Below are 18,776 nucleotides of genomic sequence, written 5' to 3' on the forward strand. Positions count from 1 at the left end.
CGGGCCCTGGCGAGACCGGGCCCGGGGCGGGCGCGGCCGGGGCTCCTGCCCCAGGCGCGGCACCGCCGTACCAGGGCGGTGCACCGCACCGGGGCGGCACGCCACACCGAGGCGGCACTCCCGTTCAGGGGCGGCACTCCCGCTCCTTCCGAGGAAACCGATCAGGCCGGGCCGCACGCCCGGGTGCCGGAGCAGTGGGCACCCGCGGGCGGCGGACGAGACGAAGGGATGTGGTGGCGAATGGCGGCGGGCACATCGCTGCGTACGGCCGGGGGCGGGGAATCGGCGGGCCACGGGCCGGATGCGGCCGGACCGTGGCCGGAGACGACGCGGGCGGCGCTGGCGGACGCCGGCGGCCGGGGAGGCGGCGGCGACTGGGAGGTCACCGCCGGGGGCTTCTGGTGCACGGCCAGGCCGCCCGCGTCGGTTCCACTCCCGGAGCAGGGCTGGAAGCTGCACGTCAGCGCGGCCTCGGCGGCGGGCGAGGCGGTGCTCGCGGCCGTCGTACGGACTCTCGCCGACGACCCGTGCCCGTTCAAGTTCGCCGCCGGGGAGCAGCGGCTGCGCGAGCTCAACTCCCGTAACAGCGATCGGGGTTCGGCGGGAAAGTTCATCACCGTCTACCCGGCCGACGACGCCCAGTTCCGGCGGCTGGCCGCCGGACTCGACCGGGCCACCGCCGGACTCCCCGGGCCCGTCGTGCTCTCCGACCGCCCCTACCGGCCCGGCAGCCTGGTCCACTACCGGTACGGCGCCTTCGCCGCCCGCGCCGAGCTCGGCCACGACGGGGAGTACCGCTCCGTCCTGCACGGGCCGGACGGCGAACGGGCCGAGGACGTGCGCGGCGCCTCCTACCGGGCGCCGTCCTGGGCCAGGGACCCGCTGGAGACCGGTGCGGCCCGGCCGGGGGCGAAGCGCGGCGCGGGCGTGCTGCTCGCCGAGCGGTACGCGATCACCGCCGCCGTGCGGCACAGCACCAAGGGCGGGGTCTTCCTCGGCCGGGAGGCCGCGAGCGGCGCCGAGGTCGTGGTCAAGCAGGCCCGCGCGCACATCGAGGTCGACCGGGCCGGCACCGACGCCCGCGACGCCCTGCGGCACGAGGCCGCCCTGCTGACCCGGCTGGACGGGCAGGGTCTGGCACCCCACCCGATCGAACTGATCGAACGGGACGACTCCCTCTTCCTCGTGCAGGAACGAATCGCCGGACAGCCGCTCGGCGCGTGGGTCGCCGCCCGGCTGCGGCGCGACGGCAGCCCCGACGTCGACTGGGCCGAAGCCGGACCGGTCGCGCACGCCCTCCTCGACCTCGTCGAGCAGGTGCACGCCCAAGGGCTCGTCCTGCGCGACCTCTCCCCCGGCAACGTGATGGTCCGCCCCGACGGCCGCCTCCGGCTCGTCGACCTCGAACTCGCCGCCGAAACCGGCCGCCCCGCCGGCTCCGCCGGCACCCCCGGCTACCGCGCCCCCGAACAGGGGCCCGGCCGGCTCGGCCTCGTCCACGACGGCACCTGCGTCGCCGACCCGGCCGTCGACCTGTACGCCCTCGGCGGCCTGCTCTTCCTCCTCGCCACCGGCCACGACCCGCTGCTCCCGGACGACCTCCCCCGGGCCCGCCCGGTCACCGAGCGCCTCGGCCGCTGGCTCGCCCTCGCCGCCCGCACCGGCACCACCGCCCGCCGCCTCGCCCCCGCCGTCCTCGGCCTCCGGGCCGAACAGCCGGGGCAGCGCTGGAGCCTCGCCCAGGTCAGGGCGGCGCTCACGGGCGGAGCCACTGCGGGCGCCGGGCGCGGCGGTGACGCACGCCAGGGCGGGGCCCCCGGTGCCGCGCACGGCCAGGAGAGCACCGCCGCCGTCACCCCTCTCTGGCAGGCGCCGAACCGGCGGACCGCGCACACCGGGCGCCCCGACGGCCCGCAGGCCGCCTGCGCGACCGGTGCCGCCGCCACCGCACCCCCGCAACGGGCCGCCGACGGCAGTGCCGCGCCCGCCAGGGCCGGTGCCATGCGGACCGCCGCGGCTCCGCCGCCGCGCGCTGCGGCCCACCGGGCCACGCCCGCCGAGCACTCCGGCGACACCCACGACGACCGTTCCGCGACCGATGCGACCGATGCGACCGATGCGACCGATGCGGCCGCCACGGCGGGCGGCCTCCGGGCTGCCGTCCGACCCGACGGCGCCGAGCCGGACGCCGCCCGCAGCACGTCGGCCGGCCTCCTCGACCGGGTGCTGTGCGACGGCCTGCGGCAGCTGGCCGCCACGGCCACGCCCCGGCGGCGGGACCGGTTGTGGCCGGTCGTGCCCGCCGGGGAGCGGACGGATCCGTGCAACGTGCAGCACGGCGCCGCCGGGGTGCTGGCGGTGCTGGCGCGGGCGGTGGCGACGGAGGGCCTGCCGGGCGGGGTGCGCGCGGAGGCCGCGCGGACGGCGCGGACGGCCGCCGGGTGGATCGAACGGCGCCTGGCCGCCGAGCCGGTGGTGCTGCCCGGGCTGCACTTCGGGCGCTCGGGGACGGCCTGGGCGCTGCTGGACGCCGCCCGGGCACTGGGCGACGAGGGGCTGGCCGTTCGGGCCGCCGCGCTCGCCCGGCGGATCCCCGTCGAGTGGCCCAACCCCGACGTCTGCCACGGCGCGGCCGGCGCCGGGTTCACCCAACTCCGCTTCGCCGCCGAAGGATTCACCACCGAATCCGCCGAATCCACCGAACCCGTCGGCCACCCGGCCTTCCTCGACCGCGCCGCCCACTGCGGCCACGCCCTGCTCGCCGCCGCCCGGCCCGAGCCGTACGGCCGGGTGTGGCCGGTGCCGGCGGACTTCGACTCGGCGCTCGCCGGGATCACCCATCTCGGCTTCGCGCACGGCGTGGCCGGTGTGGGCGCCTTCCTGCTGGCCGCCGCCGAGGCGACCGGTGACCGCGAACTGCTGGCCGGCGCCGTCGAGGCCGGGCACACGCTCGCCGCGACCGTCCGCTGGGACGCGCCGCACGAGAGCGCCTGGTGGCCGCAGAGCGCGGGCGATCCGGACCGCGTCCGGCTGGCGCACTGGTGCAGCGGCTCGTCCGGCGTGGGCACCTTCCTGCTGCGCCTCTGGCGGGCCACCGGCGACGCCACCGCGCACGGGCTGGCGCTGGCCGCCGGGCGGGCCGTACTGGCCGGACGCTGGCACGGCGGGGTGAGCGCCTGCCACGGCCTGGCCGGCGACGGCGAGTACCTGCTCGACCTCGCCGAGGTCGCCGCCGAGCCCGAATTCCGTTCCGGCGCCGAGGAGTTGGCACAGCTGATCGCCGCCCGGTCGGCGCTGCGGGGCGGCCTGCTGATACTGCCGGACGAGACCGGGACGGGCTGCGCGGCCGGCTACGGCACCGGCGCGGCGGGCGCGCTGGCCTTCCTGCTGCGGCTGCGGCACGGCGGCCCCCGGCTCTGGGTGGATCCGGTGCCGCCCGCCGTACGCCGGATCCAGGGCACGGGCAGCGGGGTGAGCGGGGCATGAACGTGGCCACCCGGACCGTCGCGCAGGCGCTGCGCCGGCTGAGCTTCACCTTCGCCGCCGACGGCGGTCACGCCGCCTGCCTCGCCTCGGCCGCCGACGGCGGCTGGTACGTGGAGAGTTGGCGGCTGCCCTCGGACGGCGGGCCGGCCACTCCGCTGGCGCTGCCGTTGCCCGGCAACCGGTCGGAGAGCCTGCGTTCGCAACTGGTCGCGCTGCCGGACGGCTCGGTGCTGGTCTGCCGGCACGACGGCGATCGGCACGACCTGGTCCGCCTCTCGTACGGCGAGAACGGCGCCGTGGAACAGCAGTTGGCCACGATCCGGATGCCCGGGCTGCGGCTGCTGCCGGTCCCGACGCCCCCCGGGGCCGGTCCTCGGACGCCGGTGGCACTCGCCCTCGGGACGGACACCCGCCCGGCGACCACCGCCTGGCTGGTGCGGACGGACGGCAGCGAGCCCGAACGGATCGCCGAGATCGCGGGGTTGCACGGCGGCGGCGCCTGGCTGGACCACGCCGGGGCACTGCTGGCGCTGGACCGGGTGAACGCGGGGCTCGTCCGCACCGTGGCGCTGGACCTGCGCAGCGGCACGACCACCCCGCTGCTGGAGATCGGCGAGCGCAGCAACGACCGGCTGGTGCTGTTCGACCCGGACAGCCGGTTCGCGATGGTGCGCAGCGACGCACCGGGCACCGACCGGCTCGGCTGGGGCGTGCTGGGCGGCGGCGAACCGCTGCGGTTCCCGGAGTGCCTGCACGTGGCGGGCATGTTCCTGCGGCCGGTCGCGCTGCGGCGGACGGCGGACGGCCCGCAGGTGGCGGTGCAGGTCGACCACGGCGCCGGCTCCGCGCTCGCCCTGTGGCGGGCCGCCGCCGGCCGGCTGGACCAGCTGCCGGTGCCGCCCGGCCGGCTCGGCGCGGTCGGCCACTGGGGCAGGGCGGCGCTGCGGCTCCCGTACTCCTCGCCCGACCACCCGGCGGCGCTGGCCGCCCTGGACGTGGACGCGCTGCTGGCGCACGGCCCGGCGAGGGCCGGGTCCGGCCCGATGCCGATGCCGCTGCCCCTGCAACTGGCGCCGCTGGGCTCCGGCCTGCCCGGCCCGTGGCGGGACACCGTGCTGCCCTGGCAGCCCGGCGGTCCGCGCACCCCCCGCACCCCGCCGCCGGGTTGGCGGGTGGACGGCAGCACCGCACCCGGGGACGGCGGCCGCTGGCAGCCCGCGCAGAGCCTCGAACTCGCTGGCCCGGCCGGTCCGTTGGAGGCCGTGGTGTACGGCGGGGACACCTGGCTGAGCAGCCCGCACCTGGTGCTGGCGCTGCACGGCGGCCCGGCGGACGCCTGGCGGCTGGAGTTCGACCCGGCCCTTCAGCGGATGGCCGCCGAGGGCCTGGCCGTGATCGCACCGAACCAGCGCGGCTCCACCGGCTACGGGGTGGCGCACGCGATGGCCATCCGGGGCGCCTGGGGCGGGCCCGACCTGGACGACGTGCTGTACCTGCTGGACGGCATCGCCGGCCAGCGCGCGGCACTCGGGCTGGAGCCGCCGGCCCTGTTCGGGGTCAGCTACGGCGCGTTCCTGGCGCTGCTGGCGGCCGCGCACGCGCCGGCCGAGCAGGTGTCCCGCTGCGCGGTGGTCGCACCGTTCCTGTCCGGCGCCCGGCTGCTGGCCGAGGCGGCGGCCCCCGTACGGGCGTTGACCACCCGGCTGGCCGGCGACGAGCCGATCACCGACGCCCGCGGCCCGCGCGACGTCCTCCAGCTGGCGCACCGGCTGAGCGCCCCGCTGCTGGTGGTGCACGGCAACCGGGACGAGGTCGTGCCGGTGAGCCAGTCCCGTTCGCTGCGGCACGAGTTGCTGCGGATCGGGCGGGTCGAGGGCGCGGACTTCCGGTACGTCGAGGCGGCCGGATCGGGGCACGAGGTGCTCGCCGAGGAGGGCGCGGCCGTGCTGCACGAGCTGCTGGCCGCCTTCCTGCGGACCGGCCGACCGGGCTGACCGGAGCCCCGGCACCTCGGTACGTCGACACCTCGACCCGTCAGGACGTCGACTCCTCGACACCTCGACTCCTCGACACCCCAGGACGTCGACACCTTCACCACGCAGACTCCCGGGCCCGACGCGGCCCGGGGCACCACCCCGGCGCGGCGGACCGAGCCGCCCGGGGGCGACACCCGATGCCCGCAGGCAGATCGCGGCGGGCGTAGTTCCAGGGGAGGAACCCGATCATGGAGAACATGGTGGACTTCGAGACCGACCTCGCGGCGCTGCAGGACCTGCCGGAGACCGAGTCCGTCGAGCTGACCGGCCACGGCGCCGGCTGCCAGTACACCTGTCTCATCCTCACCTGCCTGATCTTCACCAACAGCTGATCCAGGCGGTGAGCCGTGGGTGCCGTCCCCGCCTGTCCGGACAGGCGAGGGCGGCACCGTCCGTTTCCCCGCACGTGCCCGACCCCCCGACTCAACGTTCCGACGGGAGCTCCGACTTGCCCCGCCGCCCCACCGGCTGGACCCTCGCACTCGGCATCGCCCTGCCGGTCGGGGCCGCCACCACGCTCGCCCTGCCCGCCGCCCTCGCCGCGGCCGTCGACGCCGCCCTCGGCCACCGGCCCGGGCCCGGCGCCTTCGTACGGCTCGTCCTCGTCCTGGGCGTGGCCGCCGCGGCCGACGCCACCGCCGCCGCGGCCGGCCCGGCCTGCTCCGCCGAGGCCACCGCCGCCCTGCGCGGGCGCCTCGTCCGCCACCTGCTCGCCCTCGGGCCCGGCGGCCGGCTCCGCCACGGACCACCGCCCGGCGACCTCGCCGCCCGCCTGCTGGGCTCGGCCGGCGACGCGGGCGGCCGGCTGCCCGCCGTCCTCTGCGCGGCCACGGCGCTGCTCACCTCGGCGGGCGCGATCGTCGGGCTCGGGCTGCTGTCGCCGTGGCTGGCGCTCGCCTTCTTCGCGGGCGTCGTCCCCGGCGTGGTGCTGATCCGGCTCTTCCTGCGCGAGGCCGGGCCGGTATTCGCCCGCTACCAGGAGGTCCAGGCCGACCTGGCCGCCCGGCTCGGCGGCGCCCTCACCGGACTGCGCAGCATCCACGCCGCCGGTGCCGAACAGCGCGAGGCGGCACGGGTGTTGGCGCCGCTGCCGGAACTCGCCGCCGCCGGGCAGGCGCTCTGGGCGGCGCAGCGGCGCACCGCCTGGCAGGCCACCCTGCTGATCGCGGTGGTCGAGGTCGCGGTGCTCGCCACCGCCGGAGCGCTCCTCGCCGACGGCGCCCTGGCCCCCGGGGCGCTCGCCGCCGCGGCCGGCTGGGCGGCCCTCGGCGCCGGGCTCTTCGAGCAGGTCGAGGCGCTGGTCGCGGTGGCGCACGCCCGCGCCGGGCAGGCCCGGGCCGACGAACTGCTGGCCGTCCGCCCGGCCGAACCCGGCCTGGCGGCCCTCCCCGCCGGCGGCTACGGGGAGGTCGTCCTGCGCGGCGTGGTGGTGCGCGACGGCGACCGGGTGCTGCTCGGCCCGCTCGACCTGACGATCCCCGGCGGCCGCACGGTCGCGCTGGTGGGGCGCTCCGGCTCCGGCAAGTCCCTGCTGGCCGCGCTGCCCGGGCGGCTGCGCGACCCCGACGAGGGCGCCGTACTGATCGACGGCGTCCCGGTGGACGCGCTGGCCCCGGCCGAACTGCGGCACGCAGTCGGCTACGCCTTCGCCCGGCCCGCCCTGACCGGCCGTACGGTCCGCGACGCGCTGGCCGGCGCCGGGCCCGCCGAGGCGGCGGCCGCCCGCGCGGACGGCTTCCTCCAGCGGCTGCCCCGGGGCTGGGACACCCCGCTCGACGAACTCCGGCTCTCCGGCGGCGAACTGCAACGCCTGGGCCTGGCCCGGCTCCTGGCCCAGCCCGCCCGGGTCGTCGTCCTCGACGACGCCACCTCGGGCCTGGACCTCGCCACCGAGTACCTGGTCACCGAGGCCCTCGACCGCGCCACCCTCGGCCGCACCCGGCTGGTGGTCGCCCACCGCGCCGCCGTCGCCGCCCGCGCCGACCTCGTCGCCTGGCTCGACGCCGGCCGTCTGCGCGCCCTCGCCCCGCACGCCACCCTCCTCGCCGACCCCGACTACCGCGCCGCCCTGTCGGACACCGCCCTCCAGACGGCCGCCGTCTGATGGCCCGCCACCGCTCCCGGCCCGACGGCGGCGCAGGAAGTCGGCCGGTTCGACTTCCCGCGCACCCACCCGCTCCGGCACCTGGCACGAGAAGTCGGCATCGCCGACGTGCCGCACCACGGCCCGCACCGGCCGGGGCCCCACGCCGGCCCGGCACCGGAAGTCGGCGACGCCGACTTCCCGCGTCCGCCTCCCCCGGATGGGTGCTGCTGTTCCGGCAACTGGCCGTCACCCGCGGACCGCTGCTCCGGCTGCTCGGGTGGTCCGGGGTGGAGGCGCTGCCGCCGCTGCTGTCCGGGCTGTTCGTCTCGGCCGCCGTCGACCAGGGGTTCCTGGTCGGGCGGCCGGGGGCCGGGGTGGCCTGGCTGGCCGGGTTCGGTGCCGCGATGGCCGTCCGGGCGTACGCGGCACGGGCCGGGTTCCCGCACCTGGCGGGGGTGGTGGAGCCGTTGCGGGACGCCCTGGTCGAGCGGGTGGTCCACAGCGCGCTCGCCCGGCCGTCGGCGGATCCGGCCGAGGTCGCCCGGCTCACCGAACAGGTCGAGTCCGCGCGGCAGTTGACCGCCACCCTGCTGCGCACCCTGCGCGGCGTCGGGGTCACCCTGGTCGCCGCCCTGGTGGGCCTGGCGCTGCTGGCGCCCGTCGTCCTGCCGCTGGTCCTGCTGCCACTGCTCGCCGCCGGGTTCCTCTTCTTCCGTCTGCTGCGCCCGCTGGTGGCGCGGCGGAGGGCGGTCGTGCTCGCCGAGGAGCGGCTGGCCGCCGAGGCGGGGCGGGCGCTGCACGGGTTGCGCGACGTGCAGGCCACGGGCACCCGGGAGCAGGTCGCCGAGGCGCTGACCGGGGCCGCCCGGGCGAGCGCCGCCGCCTCCCGCGCCCTGGGCCGGGCCTCGGCCCTGCGCGCGCTGGTCGTGGCCCTCGGCGGCCGGCTGCCCGTGCTGGCCGTCCTCGCCGCCGCGCCATGGCTGCTCGCCCGCGAGGCCCTGACCCCCGGCGAACTGCTCGGCGTCGCGACCTATCTGCTGCAGCAACTCGACCCGGCGGTAAGGACGTTGGCGGGTACGGTCGGCGGCTGGCTGCTCAACCTCGCCGTCGTCCTGGACCGCCTGGCCGCCACCACGGGCGACCCCCCGGCGGACGCGCCCCCGAGCACGCCGCCCGGGGCAGCCGCGGGGCCGGAGGCGGAGGTCCTGGTCAGCGGGTTGAGGTACGGGCACGACGGGGCCGGGGCGCCGGTACTGGAGGGGCTGGAGGTCGGATTCGGGCCCGGGGAGCACGTGGCCGTGGTGGGGGTGAGCGGGGCGGGGAAGTCGACGCTGGCGGCCCTGCTGGCCGGGGTGCTGGCGCCGACGGGCGGGGCCGTGTCGGTGGGCGGAGTACGGCCGGACGGGCTGGCGGGGGCCGCGCGGGCGCGGCTGGTGGCGTTGGTGCCGCAGGAGGCGTACGTGTTCCCGGGGCCGGTGCGGTCCAATCTGACCTGGCTCTCCCCGGAGGTCACGGAGGAGCAACTCGCCCGCGCCGTCCGCGTGCTGGGGGCCGATCGACTGGTCGCGCGGCTGGGCGGCCCGGAGGCCGTCCTGCCCGATCCGGGCGTGTTGTCGGGCGGGGAGCGGCAGTTGATCGCGCTGGTGCGGACGTACCTGTCGCCGGCGCCGGTCGTGGTGCTGGACGAGGCGACCTGCCATCTGGACCCGCGCGCGGAGGAGCGGGTCGAGCGGGCGTTCGCCGCCCGGCCCGGGACTCTCGTCGTGGTGGCGCACCGGATCAGTTCGGCCCTGCGCGCGGACCGGGTGCTGCTGCTGGACGGCGGGCGGGGGGTGCTCGCCCGGCACGGCGATCTTCAGGTGCTGTCCCCGCTGTACCGCGAGTTGGTCGGTCACTGGCTGGGTTCGACGGCGGGTCGCGCGTCATGATCTCGATAGGATCTCGTCCGTTCCGGCCGTTATGGTGGCCGGGGCACGGGCCGCGATCACCGGCTGTGGCGCGTACCGAGCACCCGATCGAGGACCCGACCGCGCGCCGCCAAGCGCCGGCCGGGCGCCGATGACCTGCACCCTCCGCACGGAAAAGACGATTTCTGATGTCCGACACCCTCACCGACACCACCGGACCCACGGCCAACGGGACCGGCGCCGACGAGAGCACCGCCGGGGACACCTCGTCGCACGGCCGGCACCGGGGCCGTTCCGCCGCCGACGACAAGCCCGAGGCCGACCCGCACGGCCGGCACCGCGCCGCGGCGGACCGGGGCTGACCACACCCGCACCGGGAGGGCCCGTCGGGGGGGGGAGGGGGGGCACCCCCGACGGGCCCTCGTCGCATCCTGGGTCCCGGGCTCGGGGCTCGGGGCTCGGGCAGGGCCCGCGGCTCAGCGCCCCAGCGTCACGACCGTGCGCAGCGCCTCGCCGCTGCGCATCTGGGCGATCGCCTCGTTGACGTCCGACAGGTCGACGCGGTGGCTGATCATGCCGTCGAGGTCGATCCGCCCGGCCCGCCACAGGTCGACGACCAGGGCGATGGTGCGGGCCACCGGCGCCCCGCCGTAGAGCGAGGGCAGCAGGCGCTTCTCGTTGAAGAACAGCTCGCCCATGGTGAACTGCGCGAGGTCGTCCTGCGCGCCGGCGCCGATCACCACGACCGCGCCGCCGCGCCGGGCCGCGTCGTAGCCGGCCCGGACGGTGGCGGACCGGCCGACGGCCTCGAAGACGTAGTCGAAGCCGCCGCCGGGCAGGCCCTTCGCCGTCGCCTTGAGGTCCTCGGGGGCGATCGCCTCGGTCGCGCCGAAGGCCAGGGCCCGCTCGCGGCGCGAGACGACCGGGTCGACGACGGTGATCCGGGCGGCGCCGCAGACCCGGGCGCCCTGCGCGGTGGCGACCCCGACCCCGCCCGCGCCGATCACCGCGACGGAGGCGCCGGGTTCGACCCGGGCGGTGTTGACGGCGGCGCCGACGCCCGTGGTCACCCCGCAGCCGATCAGCGCGGCGGCCTCGTACGGCAGGTCGGCGGGCACCTTGATGACGGCGTCCGCGGCGACCACGACCTCCTCGGCGAACGCCCCGGTGCCGTAGAACCCGGAGGCCTCGACCGCCGCGCCGCCGTCCTCGAAGCGGAAGCCGGGCGCGCCGAGCCGCCGCAGGCTGGCGATGCACAGGTGGCCACGGCCCCGCTCGCAGTGCGCGCAGCGGCCGCAGGGCGCCATCCAGCAGAGCACCACGCGGTCGCCGGGGGCGAGGCCGGTCACGCCCGCACCGACCTCCACGACCTCCCCGGCGCCCTCGTGCCCGGGGACGAACGGCGCGGGCTGCGGCAGGACGCCGCTCATCGCCGAGAGGTCGGAGTGGCAGAGGCTGGCGGCGCGCATCCGGACCCGTACGGCGCCCGGCCCGAAGCCGACGGCCGTCACGTCCTCCCGGACGTCGAGGGTCTCCTGGCCGGTCTTGTGCAGGACGGCTGCGCGCATGGGGCTGCTCCCGGTGTGCCTCGTGTGCTCGGTTTCCACGGTCGGGCCCGATTCTGGCACGGGCGCCCCGACCCGACTAGAACACGTTCCAGGGCCGCTGTGGTCCGCCCCTCTACCGTCGAGTAGGGTCCGGGTCGAACGCGTTCGCGCACGTCCCGAGCCCGAGGAGCACCGTCATGTCCGACCTGCTGGAGAGTGTCCGCCCGGCGGCCGAGGTGCTGGCGGCGTTCGAGGCGGCCACCGGGTTCATGCCGGCGGACGAGGGGCTGGCGCTGTACGCGGCGGCGGTGACGGCGGCGCGGCGCACCGGGCTGCCGGTGCTGGAGATCGGCACCTACTGCGGCCGCTCGGCGGTCCTGCTGGCGGCGGCCGCCCGGGAGACCGGGACGACCGCGCTGACGGTGGACCACCACCGCGGCTCGGAGGAGCAGCAGCCCGGCTGGGAGTACCACGACCCGACGCTGGTGGACCCGGAGGTGGGGCTGATGGACACCCTGCCGCGGTTCCGCCGGACGCTGCACGCCGCCGGGCTGGAGGAGCACGTGGTGGCGCTGGTGGGCCGCTCGCCGCGGATCGCGGCGCTGTGGGGCCGGCCGCTGGCCCTGGTGTTCATCGACGGCGGGCACACCGACGAGCACGCGACCGGCGACTACGAGGGCTGGGCCCCGCACCTGGCGCCGGACGGGCTGCTGGTGGTGCACGACGTGTTCCCGGACCCGGCGGACGGCGGCCAGGCCCCGTACCGGGTGTACCTGCGGGCGCTGGCCGAGGGCTTCGAGGAGGTCTCGGTGACGGGCTCGCTGCGCGTCCTGCGCCGGACCGCCACGAGCTGACCGCCCACCACCCGCCGCCCACCACCCAAACCGCCGCCCGATCCGCCGAGCGGCCCCACAGCCCTGCACGGATGCTCTAACGTCGTGCCGGAGCTGTCGGGCGGAGGTTCGAACGGTACGGTGTCCGCGCAGCACCAGGCAGAGCATCGGCGGACGGTGGGGGCTAGCGGCACATGACGGACCAGCACAACACCGCTCCGGCAGTCTGGGACCCCACCGCACGCGGCGGCGCGGGCGGCTGGGTGCGCGGCCCGCAGCGACCCGCCGAGCCCACCCCGGCGCAGCCCGCCCCCGCCCAGCCCGCCGCACCGCAGGACGGGGCCGCGCTGCCGCCCGCCGCCGGCGCCGTCGGGGACCAGGGCCCGCCGCTGGTTGCCCGCCCCTACCTGGCCGCCCCGAAGCCGCCGTCCGTACCGCCGCCGGCGCCGTTCCCCTCCCACGCGTCCGCGCAGACCCCGGGGCCCGGCTACGTGTCCGGCGAGGTCCCCGGCCCCGGCTACGTGTACCCGCCGCAGCCGCCCGCCGGCCCGCAGCAGCCCCCGTACGTCCCGTACCAGGGGCAGCCCGACTACCCCGCCGACCACCCCTCCGCCTATCCCGCCGGCTACGAGGACCCGGACGACGAGGACCGCCCGAACAACCGGAAGGCACCGCTGCTGATCGGCTTCGCGCTGCTCCTGGTGGTGGCGGTCGGCGGCGGCCTGCTGGTGGCCGCCCGGAACAGCGGCGACAAGAAGGACCAGGCCGCGCCCGCCCCGCCGTCCGCCTCCGCGACGTCCACCGGGAACCCGCCGACGGGCCCGGCGACCGGTACGGACGCCACGCCGAACGGCGCCGGCGACCCGGCCTCGTCCGCCCCGGCGCCGTCCCCGACCGCGAGCGGTGCCGGCGCCAACGCCAAGACGCAGGCGCAGGCCCTGGACGGCCTGCTCACCGAGGGCGAGAGCGCGAAGGCCCCGATCGGCAGCGCGGTCGCCAAGGTGAGCAGCTGCCCGGCGAAGGCCGACATCGAGAGCGCGGCGCAGGTGTTCGACAACGGCGCCAAGCAGCGCGACGAACTGCTGCGCAAGCTCGCCAAGCTGAACGCCTCCGACGTGCCGGGCGGCGCGGACGCGATGGCGTCGCTGAAGTCCGCCTGGCAGCTGTCGGCCGACATCGACCGGGCGTACGCGAACTGGGCGCGGGCGGTCGCCGGCCAGGGCTGCTCGGGCTCGGCCCCGACCACCGCCGACAAGAAGCGGGCCGACGAGCTCAACCCGCAGGCCACCCAGGCGAAGAAGGACTTCGCGGGCAAGTGGAAGCCGATCGCCGACACCTACGGCCTCACCCCGCGCACCCAGGACAGGATCTGATCCACCCGTGACCGGCCCGAACTCCCGACCGCCCCGCCGTTCCACCCTGCTGCGCGCCACCACCGCGGTGGGCGCGGCCGTTCCGCTCTGCCTGGCGGGCTGGCTGGGCTGGCAGTCCCTCGGCCACACCGCGGCGGCGGGCGGCACCGCCGCGCCGGCCACCTCCCCGGCCGCAACCACCTCCCCGGCCGCAACCGCCACCCCGGAAACCACCGCACCGGGAACCCCGGCCCAGACGCCGACCACTCCGCCCACCCCGACGACGCCCGCCCCGTCGGACACCCCGGTCTCCCCCACCGCGCTCACCGGCCGCACCATCCTGCTCGACCCCGGCCACAACCCCGGCAACTCCGCGCACACCGCCGAGATCAACCGCCTGGTCGACATCGGCAACTCCCGCAAGCAGTGCGACACCACCGGCACCGAGACCAACTCCGGCTACACCGAGGCCGAGTACACCCTGGACGTCTCCCACCGGGCCCGCGCCATCCTGGCCGCCCGCGGCGCGACGGTGGTGCTGGCGCAGGACGGCGACCGCCCGTGGGGCCCCTGCATCGACGAGCGCGCCCGGGCCGGCGCCGACGCGCACGCCGACGTGGCCCTGTCGGTGCACGGGGACGGCGGTCCGGCGGGCGGCAGCGGGTTCCACGTGATCCTCCCGGCGAAGGTGGCGGCCGGGAAGGCGGACAACGCGGCGATCGTCGAGCCCTCGCGCCGGCTCGGCCTGCTGCTGCGCGAGCACTTCCGCGCCGCGACGGGCGAGCCGTACGCGGACTACACCGCGAGCGACGGCCTGGACACCCGCTCCGACCTGGGGGGCCTGAACCTGTCCACGGTGCCGAAGGTGTTCATCGAGTGCGGTAACATGCGCAACCCGGTGGACGCCAAACGGATGACGGATCCTCAGTGGCGGCAGCGGGCGGCCCAGGGGATCGCCGACGCGCTGACGGCGTATCTGACCACCCGGTAAGGGAGTTGGGCCGGGGCGGCCGACGGCGTGCGCGACGCCCGGGTCGCGCCTTTGGCAACGACTTCGCCCCATTCCCGGTCCCGCCGTGCACCGGCGGTGCGGTTGGGCCTAGGCTTCTGGTCCGTTCGGGAGTTTCGGCCGGTCAGCCCGACCGCACGAACCGCCGTCCACGACACGTCAACGAGGGGAACGTTAGTGAATCTGCGCGCTCTCACCAGGGGAGACGCCGCCGTCGCCGGCGCGGCCGTCCTGCTCTTCATCGCCTCCTTCCTGCCCTACTGGACGGTGGACTGCACCGGCCGGTACTGCGGCGACACGTCGCAGAACGCGTGGAGCACCCAGCTGTTCCCCATCCTGCCTTCGATCTACCTGCTCGGCATCGCCGCCGCCGTGCTGATCCTGCTGCACCGCTTCCAGGGCGAGGCCGCGGCCGGGCGCCAGGTGCTCGGCCTGCGGCTGGACCAGTGGGGCATCTCCTTCGCCGTCGTCGCGCTGTGGACGTCGCTGTGGTCGCTGGCCGGCGGCCCGGCCGGCGGCAGCTTCGGGCACGGCTTCGGCGCCTGGCTCGGCCTCATCGCGCTGATCGTGCTGGCCGGTGCGGCCGCGGCCGCGCCGCTGGTGCCCGCGCTGAAGGCCCCGCTGGTCGCCGACCGTCCGGCGGCCGTCCCCTACCAGGGCGGCTACCCGGCCCCGGGCCAGCCGGCGCAGCCCGGCCAGTACGGCTACCCGGCCCCGGGCCAGGACCCGAACCAGGCCCCGGCGTACGGCGCCCAGCCCGGTGGCTACGGCTACCCGGCGGCCGGCCAGCCGCAGCCGGTGCAGGCCGGTCAGCCGCAGGACGCGGCCGCCGCCCCGCAGCCGGTCCCGGCCGCGCAGCCGCAGCCGACCCCGGCCGCCCCGGCGGCCGACTTCGCGCCGTTCTGGTTCGCCGTCCCGGCCCCGCGCCCGCTGGCGTCGAAGGACAACCCGGCGGGCGCCCCCGTCGGCGAGCTGGTGCCCGGCACCTGGTACCTGGCGGTCGAGCAGCGCGGCAGCGCGCTGGTCGCCCAGCTGCAGGACGGCACCGTCGGCCTGCTGGCCGACACCTCGGGCATCCAGCGCGGCTGACGCCCCGCCCGTACGACGAAGGGGTGGGACCGGATCTCTCCGGTCCCACCCCTTCGCGTTGCCCGTACGGGCCCCAGCCGTCGCAGGGGCAACGGCCACGGCCACGGACCTCAGCAGCAGTCCTGGACCACCAGCCCGGCGGGCAGCTGCTCCCCGCCGAAGACCGCGACCGTCGCCGGGTCGCCGCCGAGCGCGGCGACCGCGAGCAGCAGCGCGCCGGCCGTCCAGGTGGTGCGCTCCTCCGGCCAGACGGCGTCGTCCTCGAAGACGTACCCGGTCCAGTAGGAGCCGTCCTCGTGCCGCAGGTGCTTCTGGATCCAGCGCAGGATCTCCACGGCGCGATCGGAGCGGCCGATCGCCCAGAGCGCGAGGGCGAGTTCGGCGCTCTCGCCGCCGGTCACCCACGGGCGGTCGCTGACGCAGCGCACGCCGAGGCCGGGGACGACGAAGCGGTCCCAGTCCCGGTCGATCCGCTCCAGCGCCGCGTCGCCGCGCAGGCCGGTGCCGAGCACCGGGTAGTACCAGTCCATCGAGTAGCGGCCCTTGTCGAGGAACCGCTCGGGGTGGTGGGTGATGGCGTGCCCCAGCCGGCCGGCGGCGAGCTCCCAGTCGGGCTGCGGCTCCTCCAGGTACTCGGCGATGGCCAGCCCGCAGCGCAGCGCGTGCAGCATGCTGGACGAGCCGGTGAGCAGCGCCTCGTCGGTGGCGGTGCCGTCCTCGTCGAGGCGCCAGGCGATCGGGCCGCCGGGCAGCCGCTGGCCGACGATGAAGTCCAGGGCGCGCCGGACGACGGGCCAGATCCACTCCAGGAAGGCGTCGTCGCCGGCGCTGAGGTGGTGGTGCCAGACGCCGACGGCCACGTAGGCGCAGAAGTTGGTCTCCTTGGCCCGGTCGGTGACGGCGCCGTCGGTGTAGGCGGCGTACCAGGAGCCGTCCGGGTTCTGGGTGGCGGCGAGCCAGCGGTAGGCGGCCTCGGCGGCGGCGTGCTCGCCGGCGGTGTCGAGGGCCATGGCGGCCTCGGTGTGGTCCCACGGGTCGAGGTGGTGGCCGGCGAACCACGGTATGGCGCCGTCGGGGCGCTGTTCGGCCAGGATGCTGCGGACGGTGCCGGCGGCCTGCTCGGCGTCGAGCACCCCGTCGAGCAGCAGTGCCTCGGGGACGGCGGCGGTCATGCGTCCACGCGCCCGGGCTCGGTCCGCCGCGGCTTGGACGCGTAGGCGACGAAGCTCTTGCCGATGACCGGGTTGAGCGCCCGTTCGGCGGCCTTGGTGAGGGTGCTGATCACCGGGGTGCCGACGATGTCCCAGACCAGCAGCTGGTGGTAGGCCTTGACCGGCAGCGCCTTGTCGTTGTTCACGCCGACCGCGCACTTGATCCACCAGTACGGCGAGTGCAGCGCGTGCGCGTGGTGGGTGCCGTAGGGCTCCAGGCCGGCGTCCTTGAGCTTGCCGAGCAGTTCGTCGCCCCGGTAGATCCGGATGTGGCCGCCCTCGACCTCGTGGTACTCGTCGGACAGCGTCCAGCAGATCTTCTCGGGCAGCCAGCGCGGCACGGTGACGGCGAGCAGCCCGCCCGGCTTGAGCACCCGGAACATCTCGTTGAGCACACCCTTGTCGTCCGGTATGTGCTCCATCACCTCGGAGATGATGATCTTGTCGAAGTAGTCGTCCTCGAACGGCAGCGCCAGCGCGTTGCCCTCCATCGCGACCGCCGACGCGCCCTCCGGGGCCTCACCGGCCTGCTCCATCGCGGCGAACCACTTCTGGACCTCGGCGATCTCCTCGGCGTTCTGGTCGAGGGCGATCACGTTGGCGCCGCGGCGGTAGCACTCGAACGCGTGCCGGCCCCCGCCGCAGCCCAGGTCGAGCACCCGGTCGCCGGGGGCGAGCGGGAAGCGCGAGAAATCGACGGTCAGCACTGCAGGGCTCCCATTCCTTTTGCTACCAAGCGAACTTGACGCCGCGTCAGTTCGATCCGCTACCGCTCCGCACCGGGCGGCCGGGGCCGCCGGGCGGGCGCCGCGCAGGGCGGCCGGAGCGACTCAGGGCACGTACCGCCAGCCCGGCCCGGAGCGGGCCCGGGCGCCGGCACCGGTGGCGATCGCCGCCCGGTAGGCGTCGGCGGTCAGCTCGGCGGCCCGCGCCCAGGTGAACCGGGCCAGCACCCGCTCCCGGCCGGCCGCGCCGAGCCGGGCGCGCAGCCGCGGGTCGTCCAGCAGCCGGCCGAGCGCCGCCGCCAGCCGGTCCGGCTCCCCCGGCGGCACGGCCAGGCAGGTCTCCCCGTCCGGCCCGGCCACCTCGGGGATCGCGCCGCCGGTGGTGGCGACCAGCGGGGTACCGGTGGCCATCGCCTCGGCGGCGGGCAGCGAGAAGCCCTCGTACAGCGACGGCACGCAGGCCACCTCGGCCGAGCGGTAGAGGTCGACCAGCTCCTGGTCGGTCAGGCCGCTGCGGAACTCGATGTGGTCCGCCAGCCCGAAGCGGCGCACCGCCTCCGCCACCGGGCCGTCCTCCTTCTGCGGCTTGCCGACCACCACCAGGTGCGCGGGGCGCTCGGTGCGCACCTTCGCCAGCGCCTCGACCAGGAACACCAGGCCCTTGAGCGGGACGTCCGCGCTGGAGGTGGTGACGATCCGTCCGGGGACGCGGGCGATCGCCTCGGAGGGCGACCAGAGCCGGGTGTCGGCGCCGATCGGCACCACCGAGATCGCGCCCGGCGCGGCGCCCAGGTGCTCGGCGATCTCGCGCTGCGAGGTGCCGGAGACGGTGATCACGTGGTCCAGCCGGGCGGCGACCCGGCGCTGCATCCGGGTGAAGGCGTACCAGCGGCGCAGCGACAGCCGCTTGACCCGGGTGGTGGCCGCGTCCAGCTCCAACTGCCGGTCCACGGTGATCGGGTGATGGATCGTGGTGACCAGCGGGAAGCCGTGCCGGGCCAGGCCCAGCAGGCCGTAGCCGAGCGTCTGGTTGTCGTGCACCACGTCGTAGCGGCCCTTGTGCCGGGCCAGGTACTGGCGGGCGCGCAGCGAGAAGGTCAGCGGCTCGGGGAAGCCGCCGGTGCGCATGGTGGCGAACTCCAGCACGTCCACCGGGCTGCGGAACTCGCCGCGGGCGGGCGTGCGGAACGGGTCCTCGGCGCGGTAGAGGTCCAGGCTGGGCAGCTCGACCAGGCGCACCGAACCGGGGCCCTCGACCTCGTCCAGCACCGGGTACGGCTGGGCACCGATCACGTCCACGTGGTGGCCGAGCCCGGCCAGCTCACGGGAGAGGTGGCGCACGTACACGCCCTGACCGCCGCAGAAGGGGTCCCCGCGGTACGACAGCAGGGCAATCCGCAGCGGCTGCGCGGTCATCCTCGGGCCCTCATCTCTAGCTGCTATTCCTGTGCTGCTGCTGTCTCTGCCTCGGCGACGGCGCTGCCGCCGGTCGCTA

Annotated in this window: 14 protein-coding genes; 10 read left to right on the forward strand and 4 right to left on the reverse strand. The window is 76.8% G+C overall.

Annotation, left to right across the window (positions count from 1 at the left end):
* The first annotated feature begins 240 nt into the window (after positions 1–240).
* From OG556_RS09715 to OG556_RS09740, 6 genes are all read left to right on the forward strand, one after another.
* A complete protein-coding gene (locus OG556_RS09715; RefSeq protein ID WP_371516755.1) occupies positions 241–3,486 on the forward strand; it encodes a lanthionine synthetase LanC family protein in 3,246 nt (1,081 codons plus the stop codon).
* On the forward strand, positions 3,483–5,480 hold the full coding sequence (locus tag OG556_RS09720) for an alpha/beta hydrolase family protein (RefSeq protein WP_371516756.1): 1,998 nt from the start codon (positions 3,483–3,485) through the stop codon (positions 5,478–5,480). The genes OG556_RS09715 and OG556_RS09720 overlap by 4 nt, the downstream gene beginning before the upstream one ends.
* Positions 5,481–5,710: 230 nt before the next feature.
* Positions 5,711–5,854: a VenA family class IV lanthipeptide gene (locus OG556_RS09725; protein WP_159398410.1), complete on the forward strand. Its 144-nt coding sequence runs from the start codon at positions 5,711–5,713 to the stop codon at positions 5,852–5,854.
* A 116-nt stretch (positions 5,855–5,970) separates the two neighbouring features.
* On the forward strand, positions 5,971–7,626 hold the full coding sequence (locus tag OG556_RS09730) for an ATP-binding cassette domain-containing protein (protein WP_371516757.1): 1,656 nt from the start codon (positions 5,971–5,973) through the stop codon (positions 7,624–7,626).
* A 203-nt stretch (positions 7,627–7,829) separates the two neighbouring features.
* Complete coding sequence (locus OG556_RS09735; RefSeq protein ID WP_371516758.1) at positions 7,830–9,536, forward strand: ATP-binding cassette domain-containing protein; 1,707 nt, start codon at positions 7,830–7,832, stop codon at positions 9,534–9,536.
* Positions 9,537–9,703: 167 nt separating this feature from the next.
* Positions 9,704–9,877 carry a hypothetical protein gene (locus OG556_RS09740; RefSeq protein WP_371516759.1) on the forward strand — a complete coding sequence of 58 codons (174 nt, stop codon included), beginning with the start codon at positions 9,704–9,706 and terminating at the stop codon, positions 9,875–9,877.
* Positions 9,878–9,991: 114 nt separating this feature from the next.
* Here OG556_RS09740 and OG556_RS09745 read toward each other — a convergent pair whose 3' ends face one another.
* Positions 9,992–11,083, reverse strand: a complete 1,092-nt coding sequence (locus OG556_RS09745) for an alcohol dehydrogenase catalytic domain-containing protein (RefSeq protein WP_371516760.1) — start codon at positions 11,081–11,083, stop codon at positions 9,992–9,994.
* A 176-nt stretch (positions 11,084–11,259) separates the two neighbouring features.
* Here OG556_RS09745 and OG556_RS09750 point away from each other — a divergent pair, with 176 nt between their 5' ends.
* The 4 genes from OG556_RS09750 to OG556_RS09765 all read left to right on the forward strand — a co-directional run bounded on the left by OG556_RS09750 (position 11,260) and on the right by OG556_RS09765 (position 15,345).
* Positions 11,260–11,916: a class I SAM-dependent methyltransferase gene (locus OG556_RS09750; protein WP_371516761.1), complete on the forward strand. Its 657-nt coding sequence runs from the start codon at positions 11,260–11,262 to the stop codon at positions 11,914–11,916.
* 173 nt (positions 11,917–12,089) lie between these two features.
* Positions 12,090–13,268, forward strand: coding sequence for a hypothetical protein (locus OG556_RS09755; RefSeq protein WP_371516762.1), 1,179 nt, complete (start codon positions 12,090–12,092; stop codon positions 13,266–13,268).
* 7 nt (positions 13,269–13,275) lie between these two features.
* Positions 13,276–14,238: an N-acetylmuramoyl-L-alanine amidase gene (locus tag OG556_RS09760; protein ID WP_371516763.1), complete on the forward strand. Its 963-nt coding sequence runs from the start codon at positions 13,276–13,278 to the stop codon at positions 14,236–14,238.
* Between the two features lie 195 nt (positions 14,239–14,433).
* Positions 14,434–15,345, forward strand: a complete 912-nt coding sequence (locus OG556_RS09765) for a hypothetical protein (RefSeq protein ID WP_371516764.1) — start codon at positions 14,434–14,436, stop codon at positions 15,343–15,345.
* A 110-nt stretch (positions 15,346–15,455) separates the two neighbouring features.
* Here OG556_RS09765 and OG556_RS09770 read toward each other — a convergent pair whose 3' ends face one another.
* The 3 genes from OG556_RS09770 to OG556_RS09780 all read right to left on the reverse strand — a co-directional run bounded on the left by OG556_RS09770 (position 15,456) and on the right by OG556_RS09780 (position 18,697).
* A complete protein-coding gene (locus OG556_RS09770; protein ID WP_371516765.1) occupies positions 15,456–16,517 on the reverse strand; it encodes a prenyltransferase in 1,062 nt (353 codons plus the stop codon).
* Positions 16,514–17,263, reverse strand: a complete 750-nt coding sequence (locus OG556_RS09775) for a methyltransferase domain-containing protein (RefSeq protein ID WP_363372252.1) — start codon at positions 17,261–17,263, stop codon at positions 16,514–16,516. Before OG556_RS09775 ends, OG556_RS09770 begins: the two co-directional genes overlap by 4 nt.
* 123 nt (positions 17,264–17,386) lie before the next feature.
* Complete coding sequence (locus OG556_RS09780) at positions 17,387–18,697, reverse strand: glycosyltransferase family 4 protein (protein ID WP_371516766.1); 1,311 nt, start codon at positions 18,695–18,697, stop codon at positions 17,387–17,389.
* Positions 18,698–18,776: the final 79 nt, after the last annotated feature.

The organism is Kitasatospora sp. NBC_01300 (assembly GCF_041435235.1).
Lineage (GTDB): Bacteria > Actinomycetota > Actinomycetes > Streptomycetales > Streptomycetaceae > Kitasatospora.